Origin of the sequence: Nonomuraea sp. NPDC049480, from assembly GCF_044465905.1 — a bacterium.
Classification (GTDB): domain Bacteria; phylum Actinomycetota; class Actinomycetes; order Streptosporangiales; family Streptosporangiaceae; genus Nonomuraea.
In genome coordinates, this window is record NZ_JBITMD010000001.1 from 128,377 (window position 1) to 147,525 (window position 19,149).

The 19,149-nt window shown below is 69.6% G+C and carries 16 protein-coding genes; 7 read left to right on the forward strand and 9 right to left on the reverse strand.

The features are described 5' to 3' along the window. Both ACIBX3_RS00615 and ACIBX3_RS00620 read right to left on the reverse strand, forming a co-directional pair. Positions 1 to 423 (reverse strand): roadblock/LC7 domain-containing protein, encoded by a 423-nt coding sequence (locus ACIBX3_RS00615; protein WP_397111625.1) that lies wholly within the window; start codon positions 421 to 423, stop codon positions 1 to 3. Further along, positions 420 to 3,059 carry a nitrate- and nitrite sensing domain-containing protein gene (locus ACIBX3_RS00620; RefSeq protein WP_397111626.1) on the reverse strand — a complete coding sequence of 880 codons (2,640 nt, stop codon included), beginning with the start codon at positions 3,057 to 3,059 and terminating at the stop codon, positions 420 to 422. Before ACIBX3_RS00620 ends, ACIBX3_RS00615 begins: the two co-directional genes overlap by 4 nt. Positions 3,060 to 3,428: 369 nt before the next feature. On the opposite strand from ACIBX3_RS00620, the gene ACIBX3_RS00625 reads away from it, so the two are divergent. From ACIBX3_RS00625 to ACIBX3_RS00640, 4 genes are all read left to right on the forward strand, one after another. Further along, positions 3,429 to 4,457: a glycine betaine/L-proline ABC transporter ATP-binding protein gene (locus ACIBX3_RS00625; protein WP_397113347.1), complete on the forward strand. Its 1,029-nt coding sequence runs from the start codon at positions 3,429 to 3,431 to the stop codon at positions 4,455 to 4,457. Further along, complete coding sequence (locus tag ACIBX3_RS00630; protein WP_397111627.1) at positions 4,454 to 6,478, forward strand: ABC transporter permease; 2,025 nt, start codon at positions 4,454 to 4,456, stop codon at positions 6,476 to 6,478. The genes ACIBX3_RS00625 and ACIBX3_RS00630 overlap by 4 nt, the downstream gene beginning before the upstream one ends. Then, positions 6,475 to 7,446 carry an ABC transporter substrate-binding protein gene (locus ACIBX3_RS00635; RefSeq protein ID WP_397111628.1) on the forward strand — a complete coding sequence of 324 codons (972 nt, stop codon included), beginning with the start codon at positions 6,475 to 6,477 and terminating at the stop codon, positions 7,444 to 7,446. The genes ACIBX3_RS00630 and ACIBX3_RS00635 overlap by 4 nt, the downstream gene beginning before the upstream one ends. A 171-nt stretch (positions 7,447 to 7,617) precedes the next feature. After that, a complete protein-coding gene (locus tag ACIBX3_RS00640) occupies positions 7,618 to 8,550 on the forward strand; it encodes an ABC transporter substrate-binding protein (RefSeq protein WP_397111629.1) in 933 nt (310 codons plus the stop codon). A gap of 12 nt (positions 8,551 to 8,562) precedes the next feature. On the opposite strand, the gene ACIBX3_RS00645 is transcribed toward ACIBX3_RS00640, so the two are convergent. Further along, entirely contained in the window at positions 8,563 to 9,330 is a 768-nt protein-coding gene (locus ACIBX3_RS00645; RefSeq protein WP_397111630.1) for a TetR/AcrR family transcriptional regulator, read from the reverse strand. Positions 9,331 to 9,410: 80 nt separating this feature from the next. Here ACIBX3_RS00645 and ACIBX3_RS00650 point away from each other — a divergent pair, with 80 nt between their 5' ends. Together ACIBX3_RS00650 and ACIBX3_RS00655 are read left to right on the forward strand one after the other, a co-directional pair. Then, a complete protein-coding gene (locus ACIBX3_RS00650; protein ID WP_397111631.1) occupies positions 9,411 to 10,349 on the forward strand; it encodes an ATP-binding cassette domain-containing protein in 939 nt (312 codons plus the stop codon). Further along, positions 10,346 to 11,155 (forward strand): ABC transporter permease, encoded by an 810-nt coding sequence (locus ACIBX3_RS00655; protein ID WP_397111632.1) that lies wholly within the window; start codon positions 10,346 to 10,348, stop codon positions 11,153 to 11,155. Before ACIBX3_RS00650 ends, ACIBX3_RS00655 begins: the two co-directional genes overlap by 4 nt. Here the strand turns inward: ACIBX3_RS00655 and ACIBX3_RS00660 are convergent. Further along, complete coding sequence (locus tag ACIBX3_RS00660; RefSeq protein ID WP_397111633.1) at positions 11,152 to 11,604, reverse strand: MarR family transcriptional regulator; 453 nt, start codon at positions 11,602 to 11,604, stop codon at positions 11,152 to 11,154. The genes ACIBX3_RS00655 and ACIBX3_RS00660 overlap by 4 nt on opposite strands. Positions 11,605 to 11,679: 75 nt before the next feature. Between ACIBX3_RS00660 and ACIBX3_RS00665 the strand changes: the two genes are divergently transcribed. Continuing rightward, positions 11,680 to 12,549 (forward strand): nitroreductase/quinone reductase family protein, encoded by an 870-nt coding sequence (locus tag ACIBX3_RS00665; RefSeq protein WP_397111634.1) that lies wholly within the window; start codon positions 11,680 to 11,682, stop codon positions 12,547 to 12,549. Here ACIBX3_RS00665 and ACIBX3_RS00670 read toward each other — a convergent pair. The 5 genes from ACIBX3_RS00670 to ACIBX3_RS00690 form a co-directional block, all read right to left on the reverse strand. Beyond that, entirely contained in the window at positions 12,546 to 13,124 is a 579-nt protein-coding gene (locus tag ACIBX3_RS00670) for a GTP-binding protein (RefSeq protein WP_397111635.1), read from the reverse strand. The genes ACIBX3_RS00665 and ACIBX3_RS00670 overlap by 4 nt on opposite strands. Further along, positions 13,105 to 13,467 carry a DUF742 domain-containing protein gene (locus ACIBX3_RS00675; protein ID WP_397111636.1) on the reverse strand — a complete coding sequence of 121 codons (363 nt, stop codon included), beginning with the start codon at positions 13,465 to 13,467 and terminating at the stop codon, positions 13,105 to 13,107. Before ACIBX3_RS00675 ends, ACIBX3_RS00670 begins: the two co-directional genes overlap by 20 nt. 26 nt (positions 13,468 to 13,493) lie before the next feature. Then, a complete protein-coding gene (locus tag ACIBX3_RS00680) occupies positions 13,494 to 13,916 on the reverse strand; it encodes a roadblock/LC7 domain-containing protein (protein WP_397111637.1) in 423 nt (140 codons plus the stop codon). 21 nt (positions 13,917 to 13,937) lie between these two features. Then, positions 13,938 to 16,784 carry a nitrate- and nitrite sensing domain-containing protein gene (locus ACIBX3_RS00685; protein WP_397111638.1) on the reverse strand — a complete coding sequence of 949 codons (2,847 nt, stop codon included), beginning with the start codon at positions 16,782 to 16,784 and terminating at the stop codon, positions 13,938 to 13,940. 137 nt (positions 16,785 to 16,921) lie between these two features. Then, complete coding sequence (locus ACIBX3_RS00690) at positions 16,922 to 19,147, reverse strand: [protein-PII] uridylyltransferase (protein WP_397111639.1); 2,226 nt, start codon at positions 19,145 to 19,147, stop codon at positions 16,922 to 16,924. Positions 19,148 to 19,149: the final 2 nt, after the last annotated feature.

Here is a 19,149-nt window from a genome sequence, read left to right on the forward strand (position 1 = left end):
TCACCATGGTCGCGCGGACGAGAGTTCCGCCCGCACGGCCGGCGTCAGCACCTGTCCGGCGCGCTCGACCAGGATCGTCATCTGGTAGGCCACCAGGCCCATGTCACAGTCGGGCGCGGCCAGCACCGCCAGGCACGATCCATCGCTGATGGACATCACCAGCAGCAGACCGCGTTCCATCTCGACGAGGGTCTGGGTGACCCCTCCGCCCTCGAAGACGCGCGCGGAGCCCTGCGTGAGGCTGACCAGCCCGGCCGCGATGGCGGCCAGTTGGTCGGCGCGGTCCTTGGGAAAGTCTCGGGAGAACGCCATGGGCAGGCCGTCGGCGGAGACGACCACTGCGTGCGCGACGCCGGGGACCTCCTCGACGAAGCTGGTGACCAGCCAGTTCATGTCCCTGGCGGCTTGACTCAGCTCCTTCATGAGTCCTCCTCGAGCTCTGAGCGACCCTTGCGCACGCCCTGCTGGTAGCTGGCCAGCCTGCTGCGCAGGCGGTCAGGTGAGAGCGAAGGAGCGGGAGCGGGCGGCGGCTTCGGGTTTGCGGTGCCCGGTACCAGATTCGCTCTTGGCGTCCGTTTCGGCAAGCCAGAGTTGGTCGTCCCGCTCTGCGCGGGCTCCGCGGCCGCGCCGGCCGCCTGCCAGCCCTGGTCGGCGGACGACGACCAGCCGGCGGGCTCGCGCCGGTCGGCCGTCGGCGTCGACTTGCTGAACCAGCTGCTCTCCTCGACGGAGGCGAAGATCGGCAGGAACTCGTCCTTCGCCGGGGCCGCCGGGCCCGGCGCGTGGGAGGACGGGGCAGGCGTGGCGAACGACGGGTACGACGCCGCGGGATCCAGCGGCTGCTCCAGGGACGCCGAGCCGGAATGCGGGTGCTGCGAGCTGAACCAGGACGAGGGCGCGGGCGCCGGAGGCGCGATGTCGAAGGACGGGTGCTCAAAGGAGGGATGTTCGAAGGATGGGTGCCCGAAGGAGGGATGTTCGAAGGACGGGTGCCCGAAGGACTGCATGGCGGAGGCGGCCTGCCTGGGCACCTGCACGTCCGGCTGATGCTGGGGCGGCGGCTGGAGCTGCGGCCGCGACTGGGGCAGGGGCAGCGGGCTGGGCGCGGCGGTGAGCAGCATGGGCGGGATCAGCACCATGGCGGTCAGCCCGCCGATGTCCTGGCGGCGCAGCTGGACCCTGATGTTGTGCCGCAGCGCCAGCCGGCCGACCACGAACAACCCCATGCGCCGCGACACCGACACGTCCACGACCGGGGGGTTGTCCAGCCGCCAGTTCGCCTCGCCCAGCTCCTCCTGGCTCATGCCGATGCCGTTGTCGGTGACCGACAACATCAGCGCGCCGCCGTCGATGCGGCTGCTGTTGATGATGACCTTGGTGTCCCGCGAGGAGAAGGAGACGGCGTTCTCGATCAGCTCGGCGAGCAGGTGCACGACGTCGGTGACGGCCTGCCCGGCGACGGCGACGTCCGACTCGATCTGGATGCTGACCCGGTCGTAGCTCTCGACCTCACCGAGCGCCGCGCGCACGATGTCCATCAGCTCGACCGGCTCGCTCCACTTGCGCGCGGCCTCCTGGCCGGCGAGGACCAGGAGGTTCTCGCTGTTGCGGCGCATGCGGGTGGCCAGGTGGTCGAGCTTGAACAGGTCGCCGAGCCGGGTGTCGTCGCGCTCGCCCCGCTCCAGCTTCTCGATCAGCGTGAGCTGCCGCTCGACCAGCGTCTGGCTGCGCCGCGACAGGTTGACGAACATGGCGTTGACGTTGGAGCGCAGCCGCGCCTCGTCGCCGGCCAGCCGCACGGCCTCGCGGTGGACCTCGTCGAAGGCGCGGGCGACCTCGCCGACCTCGTCCTTGGTGAAGATGCCGATGGGCGGGACCTCGGTGTCGACCGCGCCGTCGCGGGACTCGCGCAGGTGCTGGACGAAGGCGGGCAGGCGCTTGCCGGCGATCTCCAGGGCCTCGCCGCGCAGGCGGCGCAGCGGCCGTACGAGCGACCTGGCCACTCCGGTGGTGACCAGCAGCACGGCCACCGTCAGCGCGAGCACGGCGCCCGCGATCGCGATGGCCCGCTGCCGCTCGTCCGCGCTGAGCGACTCGCTGCGGGCCACGATGCCCTGGGCGTGGCGCTCCTCGACCTTGCGCATGGAGTCGACGACGACCTTGGTGGCCGTGAACCACTCCCTGGCGTCGTCCTTCTTGGCCAGGTCGAGGCCGCGCAGCGGCAACCCCTCCGTGGCCCTGATCAGCACCAGCTCTCTCAGGAACAACATGCGCTCGGCGGAGTTGCCGTAGACCGTCTCGTCGAAGAAGCGGCGCTCGTCGGCGGTGGCCTCGGCGTCGAAGGCCTTGCGTTCGTTGTCCTCCTTGGATTGCTCGCCGAAAAAGCGCTTGAGCTGGTCCTGGTCGAAGGCCTCCTCGACCAGGACGACCGTGACCAGCGCCTGCTGGTAGGAGACGCTCTCCTTCGCACGGGCGAGCGCGTCGAGCAGGCGGGTCTGGCGGAACAGCTCGTCGTCGGCGCTGCCCTTGATCAGCTCGTTGTGGACGGACAGCAGGTCGTTGATCACCGTCGTGTAGAGCTCGACGGCGGGGGCGGCCAGCAGGTTGGCGTCGAGGGCCTGCTTGCGCAGGCCGGTCAGGTCGTCCAGGCGGCTGAGCAACTGCTCGAGCTGGTCGGCGGTACGGCCGGTGACCTCGGCCAGCAGCTGCTTGGCGATGCCGCGCACATCCTTGGCCTCGAGGTCCACCTCGTTCATCTGGTTCTGTACGTCGCCCAGCATGCTCGCGGGCCGGTTGCGTGCGATGTACCAGGCGGTCCTGGCCCGCTCGCCGGAGACGGCGTGGGTGAGCGCGCCCAGCTCCGAGGAGAGCTGGGCGAACTGGTTCGTACGGGCGAAGTCGCCCGCGGCGGACGTCGAGGCGAGCACCTGGATGCCGCCCAGCAACACCGCGGCGGCCGTCGGAATCAGGATGAGAGCGACGAGCCGTGCCCGGACACGCCAGTTACGCAGGCGCCAGTTACTCTCGCCGGCCTGCATCTGGCCCAGCTCTGTACTCACCGAACGCACCTCGCCCAAATCGGCGTATATGAGGGGGTGCTGTGTCCCCTGGCAAATCATCAAGTGTCGGTAATTGGAACACATCACACCGCTGGTGGCCAAGCGAACATAACGCGACAAAATTTGAGCCGTGTGACTCCTGGGAATAGAAGCTGGAGCTCCATGTGCCCCACTCTGGGGGTCAGAAATGGATCTTCCACCCACCCCATGTCCACTTATGGGGGATTTAATCGATTCAAACCGAATAACACACTGGAAGCACCCAGGTCTCTGGACGGTCACAGCGTTGAGATTGACGTTATTCACCACATATGTTGAGCGACGGCAAACGAGGAGGCGAGTGTGGGGGTTTCTCCCGACAGCGCGGCAATCACTGTTGCGGGGCTTTGGAAGATCTTCGGACCCAGGGCACAAAGGGTGCTGGACAGCGAGGACCGGCATCTCGAACCCGCCGCGTTGAGAGAGAGGACCGGCTGCACCGCCGCCGTGAGGGACGTGAGCTTCGAGGTGCGCCCCGGCGAGGTCTTCGTGGTCATGGGCCTGTCGGGCAGCGGCAAGTCCACCCTCGTACGCTGCCTCACCCGGCTCATCGAGCCCACCGCCGGCGAGATCAAAATCGGTGGCGATGACATCGGACGGGCCTCACCCGCCCGGCTCCGCGAGATCCGCCGCCACCAGGTCAGCATGGTCTTCCAGCACTTCGGCCTGCTGCCGCACCGCAAGGTGATCGACAACGTCGCGTACGGCCTGGAGATCCAGGGCACCCCCAAGGCCGCCAGGCACGCGCGGGCGGCGGAGATCCTCTCGCTCGTCGGCCTCGACGGGTACGCCGACGCCTATCCCGACCAGCTCTCCGGTGGCATGCAGCAGCGTGTGGGCCTGGCCCGCGCGCTGGCGGTCGACCCGCAGGTGATGCTGTTCGACGAGCCGTTCAGCGCGCTCGACCCGCTGATCAGGCGGGACATGCAGGCCGAGGTGATCCGCCTGCACCGGGAAGTCGGCAAGACGATGGTGTTCATCACGCACGACCTGTCGGAGGCGCTCAAGCTGGGCGAGCGGATCGCGATCATGCGGGCGGGCTCGATCGTGCAGCTCGGCACCGCGGAGGAGCTGGTGGGCGCGCCTGCCGACGACTACGTGGCCGACTTCGTCCGCGACGTACCCAGGAGCCACGTGCTGACCCTGCGGTGGATGTGCCGCGAACCGGAGCCCGGCGAGCCGCTGGACGGTCCGGAATTGGCGGCCGCCACGCTCATCAAGGACGCCATCGGCGTGGCCTCCGCCTCGTCCCGCCCGATCAAGGTCGTGGACGGCGGCGAGCTCGTGGGCGTCGTCGACCGCGTGGACCTGCTGACCTTCCTCTCGGGGCAGGACGTCGCCGTCAAGGCGGGCGCATGAGCACAACGACGGCGGTCAGCACGCCTTCACGCCTCGGACTGCCGAGGTGGGCGGCGCCGGCGGGGGTGGCGGTCCTGTTCGCGGTGGCGTACGTGGTCTTCCGCGGCACGGGGACGCTGCCGCACGACAAGGAGGCGCCGCAGTTCCTCGCCATCACCGACCTGCGCGAGTGGATCGACGACCACCGCAACGACAACCCGCTCTTCCTGTACTTCCTCAACTACATCAGGCTCTTCGTCGGCGAGCTCTACGGCCTGTTCCAGGCCGTCCTGCACGCGCTCGGCTGGCCGGGCCTCACCGGCGTCATGGGCGCTCTGGCCTGGCTGGCCGGCGGCTGGCGCATCGCGCTGCTCGTGGTCTCGGGCGTGAGCGCGCTCGGCTTCCTGGGGCTCTGGCAGTCGAGCATCGACACGCTGGCCCTGGTCGGAGTGGCGGTCCTGCTGTCGCTGGCGATCGGGATCCCGGTGGGCGTGTGGGCCGGGCGGTCGGACCGCGTGCGGCGGGCGATCACGCCTGTGCTGGACGTCATGCAGATCATGCCGACGTTCGCGTACCTGGCGCCGCTCGCGTTGTTCTTCCACATCGGCGCGCCCGCCGGGGTCATCGCGACGATGATCTACGCGATCCCGCCGGCCATCCGCATCACCGCGCTGGCCATCTCGGAGGTCTCCCCCACGGCGGTCGAGGCGTCGTCCTCGCTGGGCGCCACCCGGCGGCAGACCCTCTTCAAGGTCTACCTGCCGCTGGCCAGGTCCACGATGGCGCTGGCGGTCAATCAGACGATCATGATGGCGCTGTCCATGGTCGTCATCGCGAACCTGATCTCCGCGCCGGGTCTCGGCAGCGAGATCATCCGGGGCCTGTCGCGAGCCCAGGTCGGCATCATGCTGCCGGCGGGCGTGGCCATCGTGATCATGGCCGTGATGCTCGACCGGATGATGATGGCGATCGCCCGCAAGGGAGTGCCGTCGCCTGGAGGAGCGGCGGGAGCGGAGCGACCAGAGCGGGGGAAGGCGGCGGCGTATGGCGACCGAGCCGCCTCACGGAGTGAGGCCATGAACAGGCGGGGGCCGCACACCAAGCTCGGCAGAGTCGACCTGGCGGCGGCCGGCGTGCTCGGCGCGGCAGGTCTCGCGCTCATCCCCGTGCTGCCGCGCCAGTGGCCGGAGAGCTGGACGGTCAACCTCGTGGCCGAGGTCAACGACGCCGTCCGCTGGGCCGAGACCACCTGGTATCCCGTCACGACGTTCATCAAGGACCTCGTCACCATCAACGTGCTCAACCGGCTGGAGTCGCTGCTGGTCTCGGCCCCCTGGTGGCTGGTGGCGCTCGCGGTGCTGGTCGTCGCCTGGCGGGTGAGCGGCGTGCGCCCGGCGCTGATCGCGGTCGGCTGCCTGCTGGCGATCGCGCTGCTCGGCACGTGGGAGCACGCCATGCAGACGATGACCACGGTCGCTGTCGCGGTGCTGGTCACGCTCGTCATCGGGCTGCTGCTCGGAGTGGCCGCGGCCCGCTCGCCCCGTTACTCGGCCGTCCAGCGGCCCCTGCTCGACGCCGCTCAGACCATGCCGGCCTTCGTGTACCTGCTGCCGGCGCTGGCCCTGTTCGAGACCACCAGGTTCACCGCGATCTTCGCCTCCATCATCTACGCGGTGCCGCCGGTGGTGCGCCTGGTCGAGGACGGCATCAAGGCCGTCCCCACCGAGGTCGTCGAGGCGGCCACCGCCGCCGGCTCGACGCCGGGCCAGCTCCTGTGGAAGGTGCAGCTGCCGATGGCCAGGCAGGCCATCCTGCTGGCGGCCAACCAGGGCATCGTCATGACGCTGGCCATGGTGGTCGTCGGCGGCCTCGTCGGGGCCGGAGCGCTCGGCTACGACGTGGTTCTCGGCTTCTCTCAGCGCACCGACTTCGGACTCGGATTCGTGGCAGGCATCGCGACCGTGCTCCTCGGAGTCATGCTCGACCGCATCACGCAGGGCGCCGACAGGCGTCCGTCCCCCCGAAAGAGGAAGCTCACATGAAGATTCGCCTGCTCGCAGGCCTCCTAGTACTTGGGCTCGCCGCCGTCGGCTGCGGCGGCGCCACTGTGGAGACATCTCCCAGCGCCTCCGCCGCCGCCCCGCAGGGCGGCTCGTCCAGCGCCGCCGGGACCGTCAAGATCGCGATCAACCCGTGGGTGGGGTACGAGGCGAGCGCGAACGTCGTCGCGTACCTGCTGAAGAACGAGCTCGGCTACACGGTCGAACTCCCCGAGATCAAGGAGCAGCTGGCCTGGGAGGGCTTCGAGACCGGCGACGTCGACGTCATCATCGAGAACTGGGGCCACCCGGATCTGAAGAAGAAGTTCATCGACGAGAAGAAGACCGCGGTCGTGGCCGGCTCCACCGGCAACAAGGGCGTCATCGGCTGGTACATCCCCAAGTGGATGGCCGAGAAGTACCCCGACATCACCGACTACAAGAACCTCAACAAGTACGCCGAGCTCTTCAAGACCTCGGAGTCCGGCGACAAGGGTCAGCTGCTCTTCGGCGACCCGTCGTACGTCAGCAACGAAGAAGCACTGATCAAGAACCTCAAGCTGAACTACAAGGTCGTGGTCGGCGGCAGTGAGGCGGCCCTGATCAAGGGCGCTCAGCAGGCGCAGGAGCAGAAGAAGCCGCTGCTGTTCTACTTCTGGGACCCGCACTGGCTGTTCAGCAAGACCGAACTGGTCCGGGTCAAGCTGCCCGCCTACACCGAGGGCTGCGACGCCGACCCCAAGAAGGTCGCCTGCGACTACCCGGAGATGGACCTCGACAAGATCGTGAGCAAGAAGTTCGCCGACGCCGGCGGCAAGGCCTACGAGCTCGTCAAGAACTTCAGCTGGACCAACGAGGACCAGAACGCCGTCGCCGACGACATGACCAACAACGGCATGACCGGCGAGCAGGCCGCCAAGAAGTGGGTCGAGGCCAACACCGCCAAGTGGCAGGCCTGGATTCCCAGCTGACCCCCTCATGACCGCGGCCCCCATGCGGGGGCCGCGGCCGCGGAGAACCCCATGCGCTTGACTTCCTCGCCCCGGCCGTGGGCCGGATCTTCCCGCCACGCCGCCGACCGCCCTTCGGAGGGCGTACTCTCGTCACACTCTCGCACCCGCTCCACGGATCGAGGAGGCTCGATGAGGAAGCTGGCAGGCCCGATGGCGGCGGCCATGCTCCTGCTGGCGGCGTGCTCCGGTGAGGAGCCCAAGACCGCCGCCGGGTCCAAGGGCACCGTCAACCTCGACATCCACGCCTGGGTCGGGTACGAAGCCCAGGCCGCCGTGCTGGCGTACCTGCTGGAGCGCGAGCTGGGCTACAAGGTGAACCTGCGGAAGATGAAGGAGGACGATTCCTGGCGGGATTTCGCGGACGGCAAGGTCGACGTGATCGTCGAGAACTGGGGCCATCCACATCTGAAGAAGGAGTTCATCGAGCAGAAGAAGGTGGCCCTGTCAGCCGGCCTCACCGGGAACAAGGGAGTGATCGGCTGGTACGTCCCCGAATGGATGGTCAAGAAATACCCCGGCATTACGGACTACCGAAACCTCAACAAGTACAAAGATCTATTCCGGACCCAGAAAACCGGGGACCTCGGGCAGATCTTGGACGGCGATCCGACCTTCGTCACCAATGACGAAGCCCTCGTCAAGAACCTCGGCCTCAATTACAAGGTCGTCTACTCGGGCAGCGAGGCCGCGTTGATCAAGGCGGCCCAGGAGGCGACGAAGAACCGTACGCCGTTGCTCATGTATTTCTACGAGCCGCAATGGCTGTTCACCAAGGTCAAACTCGTGAAAGTCGCGCTGCCCCCGTACGCCGTGGGTTGCGACGCGGACCCGGCGAAGGTCGCCTGCGACTACCCGCCGTACCTGCTGGACAAGATCGTCAGCAAGCGGTTCGCGACGAGCGGCGGCAAGGCGTACGAGCTGGTCCGGAACTTCAGCTGGACCAACGACGACCAGAACGCCGTCGCCAGCGACATGATCAACGAGAAGATGACCGCCGAGCAGGCCGCCGCCCGCTGGGTGGCGGAGAACAAGATCGTGTGGAAGGACTGGATCCCCCGCTGAGGTTCGGCCTCGTCATCGTGGGTGGCGGCTGTTCACCAGGGCCTCGATGCCGTCGAGGACCCGCTGCAGGCCGAACTCGAAGGCGTGCTCCGGACTGTAGGCCGCGTTGAGCGCCTCGCCGGCCGCCTGGCCGACCCTGGACGCGGTCGGGAAGCGGCCGGCGTCGACGATGCGGCCGAGGAAGGGCGCGTGCGCGGCCCACCACTGCTCGTCGGTCATGCCCGTCTGGCTCTCCGCCTGCGCGGCCTCCACCGCGCCCCGCGCCGTGCCGTGGACGAAGCCGGTGATCAGCGTGATCACCGAGTCCATCTCCACGTCCGTCAGGCCGATGCCGTCCACGGCGCGCAGCTCGTAGTCGTATTTGGCGGTGACGTTCGGCCCGAGCACCGGCCGGCTGGCCGCCACCTGCAGCAGCCACGGATGGCGCAGGTAGAGCGCCCAGTTCTCCCTGGCGATCTGCTCCAGCCTGCCCCGCCAGCCGCCGGGGACGTCCTCCGGCCGGGCGGTCTCGCCGTAGACCGTGTCGAGCATGACGTCGAACAGCTCCGGCTTGCCCGGCACGTACGTGTACAGCGACATCGTCCCCACGCCCAGCCGCTCGGCCACGCGTCGCATGGACAACGCCTGCAGCCCTTCCGCATCGGCCACCTCGATGGCCGCGCGCACGATGCGGTCGACGCTCAGCTCCGGCTTGCCCTTGCGACTGGCCCGCTCGCTGGTGCGCCAGAGCAGCGCGAGGCTGCGGGCGGGGTCGCCCTTTCCCGAGTATTCGACGGTCACCTTCGTACGGTACACCGTACGGTTGCCAAGTTGAATCGTATGTCGTACGGTACGGCGTACGGCAGCGAACGGAGGGCGGCATGTCAGCGGTACTCGCGCAAGGGCTGCGTAAGACGTACGACGGAAAGGCGGCGCTCGACGGCGTCGACCTGGACGTGGACCGGGGCACGGTCCGCGGCCTGCTCGGCCCGAACGGCGCAGGCAAGACCACGACCGTCCGGATCCTCACCACGCTCCTGCGAGCCTCCGGCGGCCGGGCGGAGGTGGCCGGGTTCGACGTGGCGACCCAGCCCCGGCAGGTGCGCCGCAGCATCGGCCTCGTCGGCCAGCACACGGCGGTGGACGAGTTGCTGACCGGGCGGCAGAACCTGGAGCTGTTCGGCCGCCTCTACCACCTGGACGCGGCGGCGGCCCGGGCCAGGGCGGACGAATTACTCGAACGATTCGGGCTCGAGCACAAGGGTCCGGCGAAGGAGTATTCGGGCGGCATGCGGCGCCGGCTCGACCTGGCGGCCGGCATGATCCTCGCGCCGCCCGTGCTCTTCCTCGACGAGCCGACCACGGGGCTCGACCCCCGCAGCCGCGCGGAGATCTGGCGCACAGTCCGCGACCTGGTGTCAGGTGGCACCACCGTGCTGCTGACCACGCAATACCTGGAGGAGGCCGACCAGCTCGCGGACCGGATCTCGGTGATCGACGCGGGCCGGGTGGTGGCCGAGGGCACGCCCGACGAACTCAAGTCGAAGCTCGGCGGCGACCGGCTCGACGTGGTGATCCACGACCCTGAGCGGCTGGCGGAGGCCGCCGCGATCGTGGGCCGGGCGGCTTCGGGGCCGGCCGAGGTCGATCACGACACCAGACACGTGTCGGCACCCGTGAGCGAGCGGGTGCAGGCGCTCACCGAGGTGCTCGCGGCACTGTCGGCGGCCGGGATCGAGATCGAGGACGTGGCGCTGCGCCGGCCGACGCTGGACGAAGTCTTCCTGGACCTCACCGCTACCGGAGGCGACGCGAAATGACCGAGATCTCGATGAAGGAACGGCGGCTGCGGTGGGCGCTGGCCGACGGCTGGACGGTCGCCCGCCGCGACCTGATCCACTGGGCCAACCAGCCGATGACGGTGATCTTCGGGGTGATCTTCCCGGTGGTGGTCACGCTGGCCTTCGGCTACCTGTTCGGCGGCGCGGTGAAGGTGCCGCAAGGCGCGGACTACTTCGCGTTCCTCATGCCCGGCATGTACGGCATGACGATGCTCTTCGGCCTGAGCAGCACCATGGTCGCCGTCACCACCGACGCCTCCAAGGGCGTCACCGACCGGTTCCGCTCGATGCCCATGGCTCCGTCGGGCGTGCTCATCGGCCGCTGCATCGCCGACCTGCTCCACTCGGTGCTGATCCTGGCCGGGCTGCTGACCTGCGGCCTGGCGGTGGGCTGGCGCCCGGCCACGCTGCCGGGCGCGCTGGGCGCGGTGGGCCTGCTGCTGCTCCTGCGCTTCTCGCTGCTGTGGCTCGGGATGTACCTCGGGCTGCTGGCCAAGAACCCGGGCGGCGTGGTGGCGATCCAGGCGCTGGAGTTCCCGATCGGCTTCCTGTCGAACGCCTTCGTCGCCCCGGACACCATGCCGGGCTGGCTGGGCGCGATCTCCGAGTGGAACCCGCTGTCGTCGACGGTGGCGGCGGCCAGGGAACTGTTCGGCAACCCGGGCTGGGGCGGGGATTCATGGGTGGCGCAGCACGCGGTCGTCATGGCCGTGCTCTGGCCCCTGGCGATCACCGTCGTGTTCTTCGTCCTGGCGGTCCGCCTCTACCAGCGCCTCGACCGCTAGTCCTCCGACAGCGCCTGCTCGTAGGCCAGCAGCGTCTCGACGAACATCCGGCGCTGCTCCGGCGTGAGCGGCTCCAGCGCCTGCCGCCACGCCTGGGCGCCGCGCCCGAGCCACTCATGGATCGCGCCCTGGCGCCGCTCGGGGATGCTCACGATCGTGCGTCGCCGGTCGGCGTCGTCCTCGCGCCGCTCCAGCACCCCCTTCCGGCTGAGCTCTCCCACCATCAGGCTGACCGTCGTCGGCGCCACCTCCAGCCGCGCGGCCAGCTCGTTCACCGTCATCGCGCCGTCGAACAGCAGGTACGCCAGCAACGACAGGTGCCGCGGCGCCAGCGCCAGCGATTGCAGCTCGGCGGGCACCTTGTGCCGCTTCACCCGCCCCACCATCCGGGGCATCAGCAGCAGCAACGTCCTGATGCCCTCGTCCACGCTCAAGCCGTCAGTTGACATCCACAATACCTTGCTGCCTAAATTAGCTTTGCTTGCAAAGCAAATATGATCCTCATCTCATCCAAGGATAGTGACGTGACGGAGCTCGCGGATTTCAACCAGCAGGTCATCGCGGAGTTCAGGGCCAACGGCGGCAAGGTGGGCGGCAGGTTCGAGAGAGCCCCGCTCGTGCTGCTCACCACCACGGGCGCCAGGTCCGGGCGCCCTCGCACCAATCCGGCGGTCTACCTGCGCGACGGCGACCGCATCCTGGTCTTCGCCTCCAACGCCGGAGGACCTGTGACGGATCCGCCGCGAAGCGAGGACATCCGTCACAGGACCTCCTCGCGGAGCGAGGCCATCAGACGCGGCGATCCGGCCTGGTACCACGACATCCTGGCCGACCCCAAGGTCGTCGTGGAGCTGGGCGAGGAGCGGTTCGCGGCCAGGGCGGTGCCGCTGGAGGGCGAGGAACGCGACCGCGTGTACGCCCGCCAGGCCGCGATCGAGCCGGCCTTCGCCGCGTACCAGGAGGGGACGGACCGCGTCATCCCGGTCATCGCCCTCTATCCGGAGAACGAGCGGCTGCTGGCGTTCGGGAACGAGCTGGTCAAGATCCACGACTACTTCAGGGCCGAACTGGCCCGGCTGCGCGCCGGTGAGGCGTCCGCCGACGACCTGCGTGTGCACTGCCTGGCGTTCTGCGACAGGCTGACCTTCCACCACACAGGCGAGGACGGCGTGGTGTTCCCGCACCTGGAAAGGGCGTTCCCCGAGCTGGCGGAGCCGCTCGACCGGCTGCGGAGCGAGCACGTGGTCATCGCCGCGCTCATCGGGGAGCTGCGTGCGGGCACCGAGCCGGCGACGCTGGAGCGTGTCGCCGGCGAGCTGGAGGCCCATTTCGCCTACGAGGAGGAGCAGTTGGTGCCGGTGCTCAACTCCCTGGCGAGCGTCCCGTGGGGCTAGCGCACGGGAGCGGCGCGCAGGCGGACGACGTGCTCGACGAGCGCGATCAGCGTCGCCTTGACCGACTCGCGGTTGCGGGCGTCCGTACGCACGACCGGCACGTGCGGCGGGAGCGCGAGCGCCTCCCTGACCTCCTGATCGGAGTGCAGGAACTGCCCTTCCCAGCCGTTGATGCCGATCACGAAGGGCAGCTTGGCCTCTTCGAAGTAGTCGATCGCGGGGAAACTGTCGGCCAGGCGGCGGGTGTCGGTCAGCACCACCGCGCCGATCGCGCCGCGCACCAGGTCGTCCCACATGAACCAGAACCGGTGCTGCCCGGGCGTGCCGAACAGGTAGAGGATCAGGTCGCGGTCGAGCGAGAGCCGCCCGAAGTCCATGGCCACGGTCGTGGTCTGCTTGTTCGGGGTCATCCCGAGGTCGTCGATGCCCGCGGACGCGTCGGTCATGACCGCTTCCGTGGTGAGCGGGAGGATCTCGGACACCGCCCCCACGAACGTCGTCTTGCCGACGCCGAAGCCCCCGGCGACGACGATCTTCGTCGACGTGAGGCCAGGGCTAGAGCCTGCGTAGTCCACTGAGCACCCTTTCGAGCATGTTGAGGTCTGGCTGTCCCTGGCTGAGGCGTGGCTGGTGCAGGCGGACGAGCCCTTCATCGGACATGTCCGCCACGAGCACCCTTGCCACGCCCAGCGGGACGCGGAGCAGGGCCGAGATCTCGGCGACCGACCGGAACGTTCTGCAGAGTTGCATGATGGCCTCGTGCTCGGGGGTGAGCAGGGCCATCTCGTCGTCCGGGATCGACATGGACGAGACCAACGTCTCCATCGCAAGGTGATAGCGCGGCTCGGAACGGCCGCCGGTCACCGCGTAAGGACGGAACAGGGGCTCTTCTTCCCCGATTCCGTCAATGCCGTACACGGCCCTCTCCCATCAGTTCCATCACATCACCGCGTCCTGGCGGCCTGGAGCTCGGCGCGCAAGGCCGGCGTCAGCGCCTGCCCAGCCCTGTCTACCAGCAGCGTCATCTGATACGCCACCAACCCCATGTCACAATCGGGACCCGCCAGCACCGTCAGCACCGAGCCGTCGCTGATCGCCATGACCAGCAGCAGGCCGCGCTGCATCTCGACGACGGTCTGCGTCACGGCGCCGCCCTCGAACACCCTGGACGCGCCCACGGTCAGGCTCAACAGACCCGCGGAAACGGCGGCCAGCTGGTCGGCCCGGTCTGGCGGGAAGCCTTCGGAGGCGGCCAGGCAGAGGCCGTCCGCGGAGACGCAGACGGCATGCGCGACTCCAGGCGTGTTGCGGACGAAGTCGGTGATCAGCCAGTCGAACCTGTGCGCCTCATGGCTAAGCGTTGTCACGCATCCTCCCCGGCGGGACGCTTACTCACTCTGTTCCTCCTGTTGACGTGCTTCCTGACGAGCCCGCCGCACACCCTGCTGGTAGCTGGCCATCCGGCTGCGCAGCCGGTCCGCGGAGACCGGTGCCGCCGGCGCCTGCTGCGGCTGCTGTTGCTGGGCCGGCTGACTCGCCGTGCCCGGCACCAGGTTGGCCTTGGGGGTGCGCTTCGGCAGCCCGGCGGCGGTGACGCCGCCGAGGCTGGGCTCGCTGGCTGCGGCCGCCGCCCGCCATCCGGCGTCTGCGGCCGTTTGCCACGATTCCTCCCCAGAGGGTACGGCTTGCGTGGGCGTGGCCTCGCCCTCGCCCACCACCTTCGCCGGCAGCGCCTGCTCACCGGGCGGCCGCCGGAACCAGGCGGACTCCACCGACGCGAAGATCGGCAGGTACTCCTCCTGCTCCGGCTCCATCGGCGACACCTCGACCGAGGGCGTCGCATCTGCGTCCCCCGCCCCGCGAAAGCGCACATCGTTCGTGGAGTACGACGGCGGCGGCGTCTGGAACGCGCCATTTCCGGATGGGTGGGAGCCCGTGCCGGGGTACGAAGGGAAGGTCCCGGAGTCGAATGAGTGCGACGGCCTGCGGTAGGAGCCGCCGTCGGTGTCGGCCGTGAAACCGGTCACACCGGGCTGACCGAGGTCCGAGCTGAACGAGCCGAACGCAGGCCGGGGTGCGCCGTTGGGGCGGGCTGGGCCGCGGTCGACGGAGTCGTAGCTGCCGAACGACCGGAACGTCCCGTTCGGCGTCGCCGGCTGGCCGGGCACGCCCGCGGGGCCGCCACCGAACGCCGGAGCCGGCGGGGTGGGCACACTTCCGCCGCCGAACGCCGGACGCTGCGGCAGCGGCTGCTGCGTGCCGTCGGCGATCAGCGCGGGCGGAAGCAGCACCATGGCGAGGAGGCCGGCCCCCTCACCCTTCCTGAGCTGCACACGGATGCCGTGGCGCAGCGCCAGGCGGCCGACCACGAACAGGCCCATGCGCCGCGACACCGACACGTCCACGACGGGCGGCTCGGCCAGACGGCGGTTGGCCTCGGCCAGCTCCTCCTCGGTCATGCTGATGCCGGTGTCGCTCACCGACAGCAGCGCTCCGCCGCCCTCGATCATGCTGCTGGTGACCACGACGTTGGAGGTGTTCGGGGAGAACTGGATGGCGTTCTCGACCAGCTCGGCGACCAGGTGGACGAGGTCGTTCGCGCAGCTGCCGAGCACCGACGTGGCGCGGTGGACCCGCACCTGGACGCGCTCGTAGCCCTCGACCTCCGACAACGCGGCGCGGACGACGTCGACCAGCTTGGCCGGCTGGCTGCGCCGGCGGGTGGCCTCGTGACCGGCCAGGACCAGAAGGTTCTCGGAGTTGCGGCGCATGCGGGTGGCCAGGTGGTCGAGCTTGAACAGGTCGGCCAGACGGCCGCCGTCCTGCTCGCCCTTCTCCAGGCCGTCGATCAGCGAGATCTGCCGCTCGACCAGCGTCTGGGTGCGGCGCGAGAGGTTGACGAACATCGAGCTGATGTTGCCGCGCAGCTCGGCCTCCTCGCCCGCCAGGCGCACGGCCTGCCGGTGCACCTGGTCGAAGGCCCGGGCCACCTCGCCGATCTCGTCGTTGCCCTCGATCTCGATCGGGCGCACGTCGCCCACCGCCGCGTCGCCGTTGATCCGCAGCTGGCGCACCACGTCCGGCAGCCGGAAGCCGGCGATCTCCAGGGCCTCGGTACGCAGCCGCCGCAGCGGGCCGACCATGGACCGGGCGATGGCCACGGTGAGGAGCAGGACCAGCAGCAGCAGCGCGACGATCAGCGCACCCGCGATGATCGCGTTGCGGATCTCGGACTCGCGCAGCTCCTGGCTGCGCAGGTTCACCTTGGCGGCCAGGTCCTTCTCGACGTCGTGCAGGACGTCGACGACCGCGCTGTTGTTCTCGAACCACTCCTGGCGGCTGGCCCTGGCCGAGATCAGGTTCTCGGTGATCCGGATGCCAGGCGCCCGGCCGCTGGCCAGCGTGATCGCGCGGGACTTGGTGAGCTGGACGTTGACGTACTCGTTCCTGGAGGTCAGCGCCTTGGACAGTTCCAGGCCCGCCTCGGCGCCGGCCTCGGTGCCGACGGTGGAGATGTCGGTCAGCTGACGGGCGTTGGAGGCGATGAACTGCTCGACGGTCTTGGCGTCCACGGTGTCGGGGCTGTAGGAGGCCTGGAGCAGCAGGACGCGCTGCCGGGAGATCTCCTCCTTCGCCCTCGCCAGCGCGCTCAGCGCGCGGAACTGGCCGACGATCTGGGAGTCCTCGGACATGAGGCTCAGCTCGTCGTGCAGGATGAGCAGGCTGTCGGTGAGGAAGTCGTACTCGACGGTGCGGGTCTGGCCCTCGGCCCTGACCTTCGCCAGCCGGCTCAGGTCGGAGCGCGCCTCGGTGGCGGCCTTGACCACGCGCGGGCCGTAGGACTCGTCGATCGTTTCGAGGTCGGCGCGGACGGTCGTGGCCAGCTTGTCGACGGCCGCCTTGCGTTCGGCGAACGGCGTGGCGAGCGGTTTGCGCATCGCCCGGCTGGCGCCGATCCAGCCGCCGGTGTCGCGCTCCAGGCCCAATGCCTGGACCAGGTCGCGGATGCGGTTCGCCTGCTCGGCGGCGGCGGCGGTGCGATCGTACTCGCCGATGCTCTGGACGGAGGCGACCACGCGCGCGCCGCCCAGGACGACGGCGGCGATCGTGGGCACCATGATGAGGGCCGTGAGGCGCCACCGCACGCGCCAGTTGCGCAGGCCCAGGCGCGACAGCGACCGCTTCCCGCGGTACCGCTTCGCGGCGAAGCCACCGTCGGAGTTCCCCGTAGTCACTGCTCCCGCTACCCCTCAATCATCCCGTTCCGGGAACGGGCTACCAAACCGGCACACAAGGTATCCGCAGCAACCGACTAGACCGACCTTATCGGACACAATCGTTACAAACGCGACCGGCAGTTCTGTGCTGTTGGTTATCGCAATGCGGCAAGCACGTGATCGCGGACTTGTGCCCTCTGCGCATCGTCGCTGAGGGGGCGACCAGCGCGATCTACCACATAGAAGACGTCCACCGCCTCCGCGCCGAGAGTCTCTACGCGAGCGGCCCTCACGTCAAGACCACACTCACCGAACGCCCGCCCGATACGCCACAGAAGTCCCGGCCTGTCATGGGCCCTGACTTCCACCACGGTGGCGGTCGCGGAGGCGTCATCGACCAGCGTCACCCGAGGTGGCGCCACGGGTACCCGAGGCGGCCTCATGGCGCGGGCACGACGGGCCAGCCGTTGTTCGATGTCAAGACGCCCAGCAAGGACGAGACGGAGATCTGACTCCAGCGTGGCGGGGTCGGGCGGGGAGCCGTACTCCGGGATGACGGAGAACTCGATCACCGCCGTGGAGCCCGCGGAGGCGGACGAGGCGGAGCGCACGATGAGCCGGTGCGCGGAGAGCACGCCGGCGGCGCTCCAGAGCAGCCCCACCCGGTCGGGGGCGACGACCGTGACGCTCCCGCCGTTGACGCGTACCGCGCCGCCGCCGTGCCTGGCCAGCGAGGCCTGCTCGGACGACAGGGTGGGCGGCTTGGGCGGCGGCGAGCCGGCCAGCACGGACCTCACCCGGCGCACGAGGTCGGCGACGAGCCCGGCCTTCCAGCTGTTCCAGGCGGCCGGACCGGTCGCGTGGCCGTCGGCGACCGCCAGCGCGGCCAGCAGGTCGAGGACCTCCCGCGAGCCGACGGTGCCGGCGACCTTCTCGATCGTGACGGGATCGTCGAGGTCCCTGCGGGTGGCGGTCTCGGGCAGCAGCAGGTGGTGGCGTACGACGGTGGCCAGGATGTCCACGTCCGGCGCGGGCAGGCCGATGCGGGTCGCGATGTCGCGGACCACGACCTCTCCGGTCGCCGAGTGGTCGCCGGGCCAGCCCTTGCCGACGTCGTGGAAGAGCGCCGCGATCAGCAGGAGGTCGGGACGGGAGACGTCGCGGGTGTGGCTGGCGGCGTTCGCGGCGGCCTCGATCAGGTGCCGGTCGACCGTGAAGCGGTGGATCGGGTTGCGCTGGGGGCGGTGGCGTACGCGCTCCCAGTCAGGAAGCAGCTTGACAAGGATGCCCGCCTGGTCGAGCTCCTCCCACACGGGCACGGCGGCACGGCCCGCGCCGAGGATCGACACCAGCGCGTCCCGCGCCTCCTCAGGCCACGGCACCGGCATGGGAGCCGACTGAGCAGCGAGAACGGACACCGTGGCGGGCGCGAACGGCAGCCCGGAGTCGGCCGCGGCCGCGGCCGCGCGCAACACCAGAACGGGGTCCTTGCGAGGGTCGACCCCCCTGGCGAGCACCACTTCGCCACCGTGCTCGACCACGCCGTCCGCCAGCGGGCGGCGGCCTCGGGGAGCCGGTCCTGACACGAGCCTGTCAACGGTGCGCCAGGTGGCGTCGAAAGCATGGGAGACGGTACGGCCCGCCTCGGCGAGCCGGCGCATGAGCGCCTCGGCGTCGAGCAGGCCGAGCAGCCCGGCCACGGCGTCCTGCTCCTGCAGGACCAGCCGGTCGGTGCCGCGGGCGGTGACGACGTGCAGCGCGTGCCGCACGTCGAGGATGAACTCGTACGCCTCCCGCGCCCGGGGACCCGGCGCGGAGGCGACCCAGGCCGCCGCCACGGCCTGCATGGCCTGGACGTCGCGGAGCCCGCCGCGGCCGTCCTTGAGATCAGGTTCGAGGAGGAAGGCCAGCTCACCGCTGACCTGCGCCCGCTTGTCGGCGGCGTCCCGCAGCTCCCCGAGCCTGCGCCGGGAGTCCGCCCGCCACTCGGCGAGCACCGCCTCCCTGGCCTTCCTGGTCAGCTCGGGATCGCCGGCCACGTGCCTGGCCTGGATGAGTCCGAGCACGGCCTTCAGGTCCTGCCTGGCGACGGCCACCGCCTCTTCGACCGTGCGTACGGAGTGGTCGAGGTTGACCGCCGAGTCCCAGATCGGATACCAGATGCGGTCGGCGATCCTGGCCACGTCGGGCCGCCCGTTGTGCAGGAGGACCAGGTCGATGTCGCTGCCGGGGGCCGGCTCGCCCCTCCCCAGGCTGCCGACGGCGATGAGTGAGACGTGGTCGCCATCGCTCGCCGTGCGGAAGAGATCCTTGAGCCAGCGGTCGGTGTCCGCGGTGCGCTCCTTGCGGGCCGCGGCGTACGAACGGGCTTCTCCTCTCACTG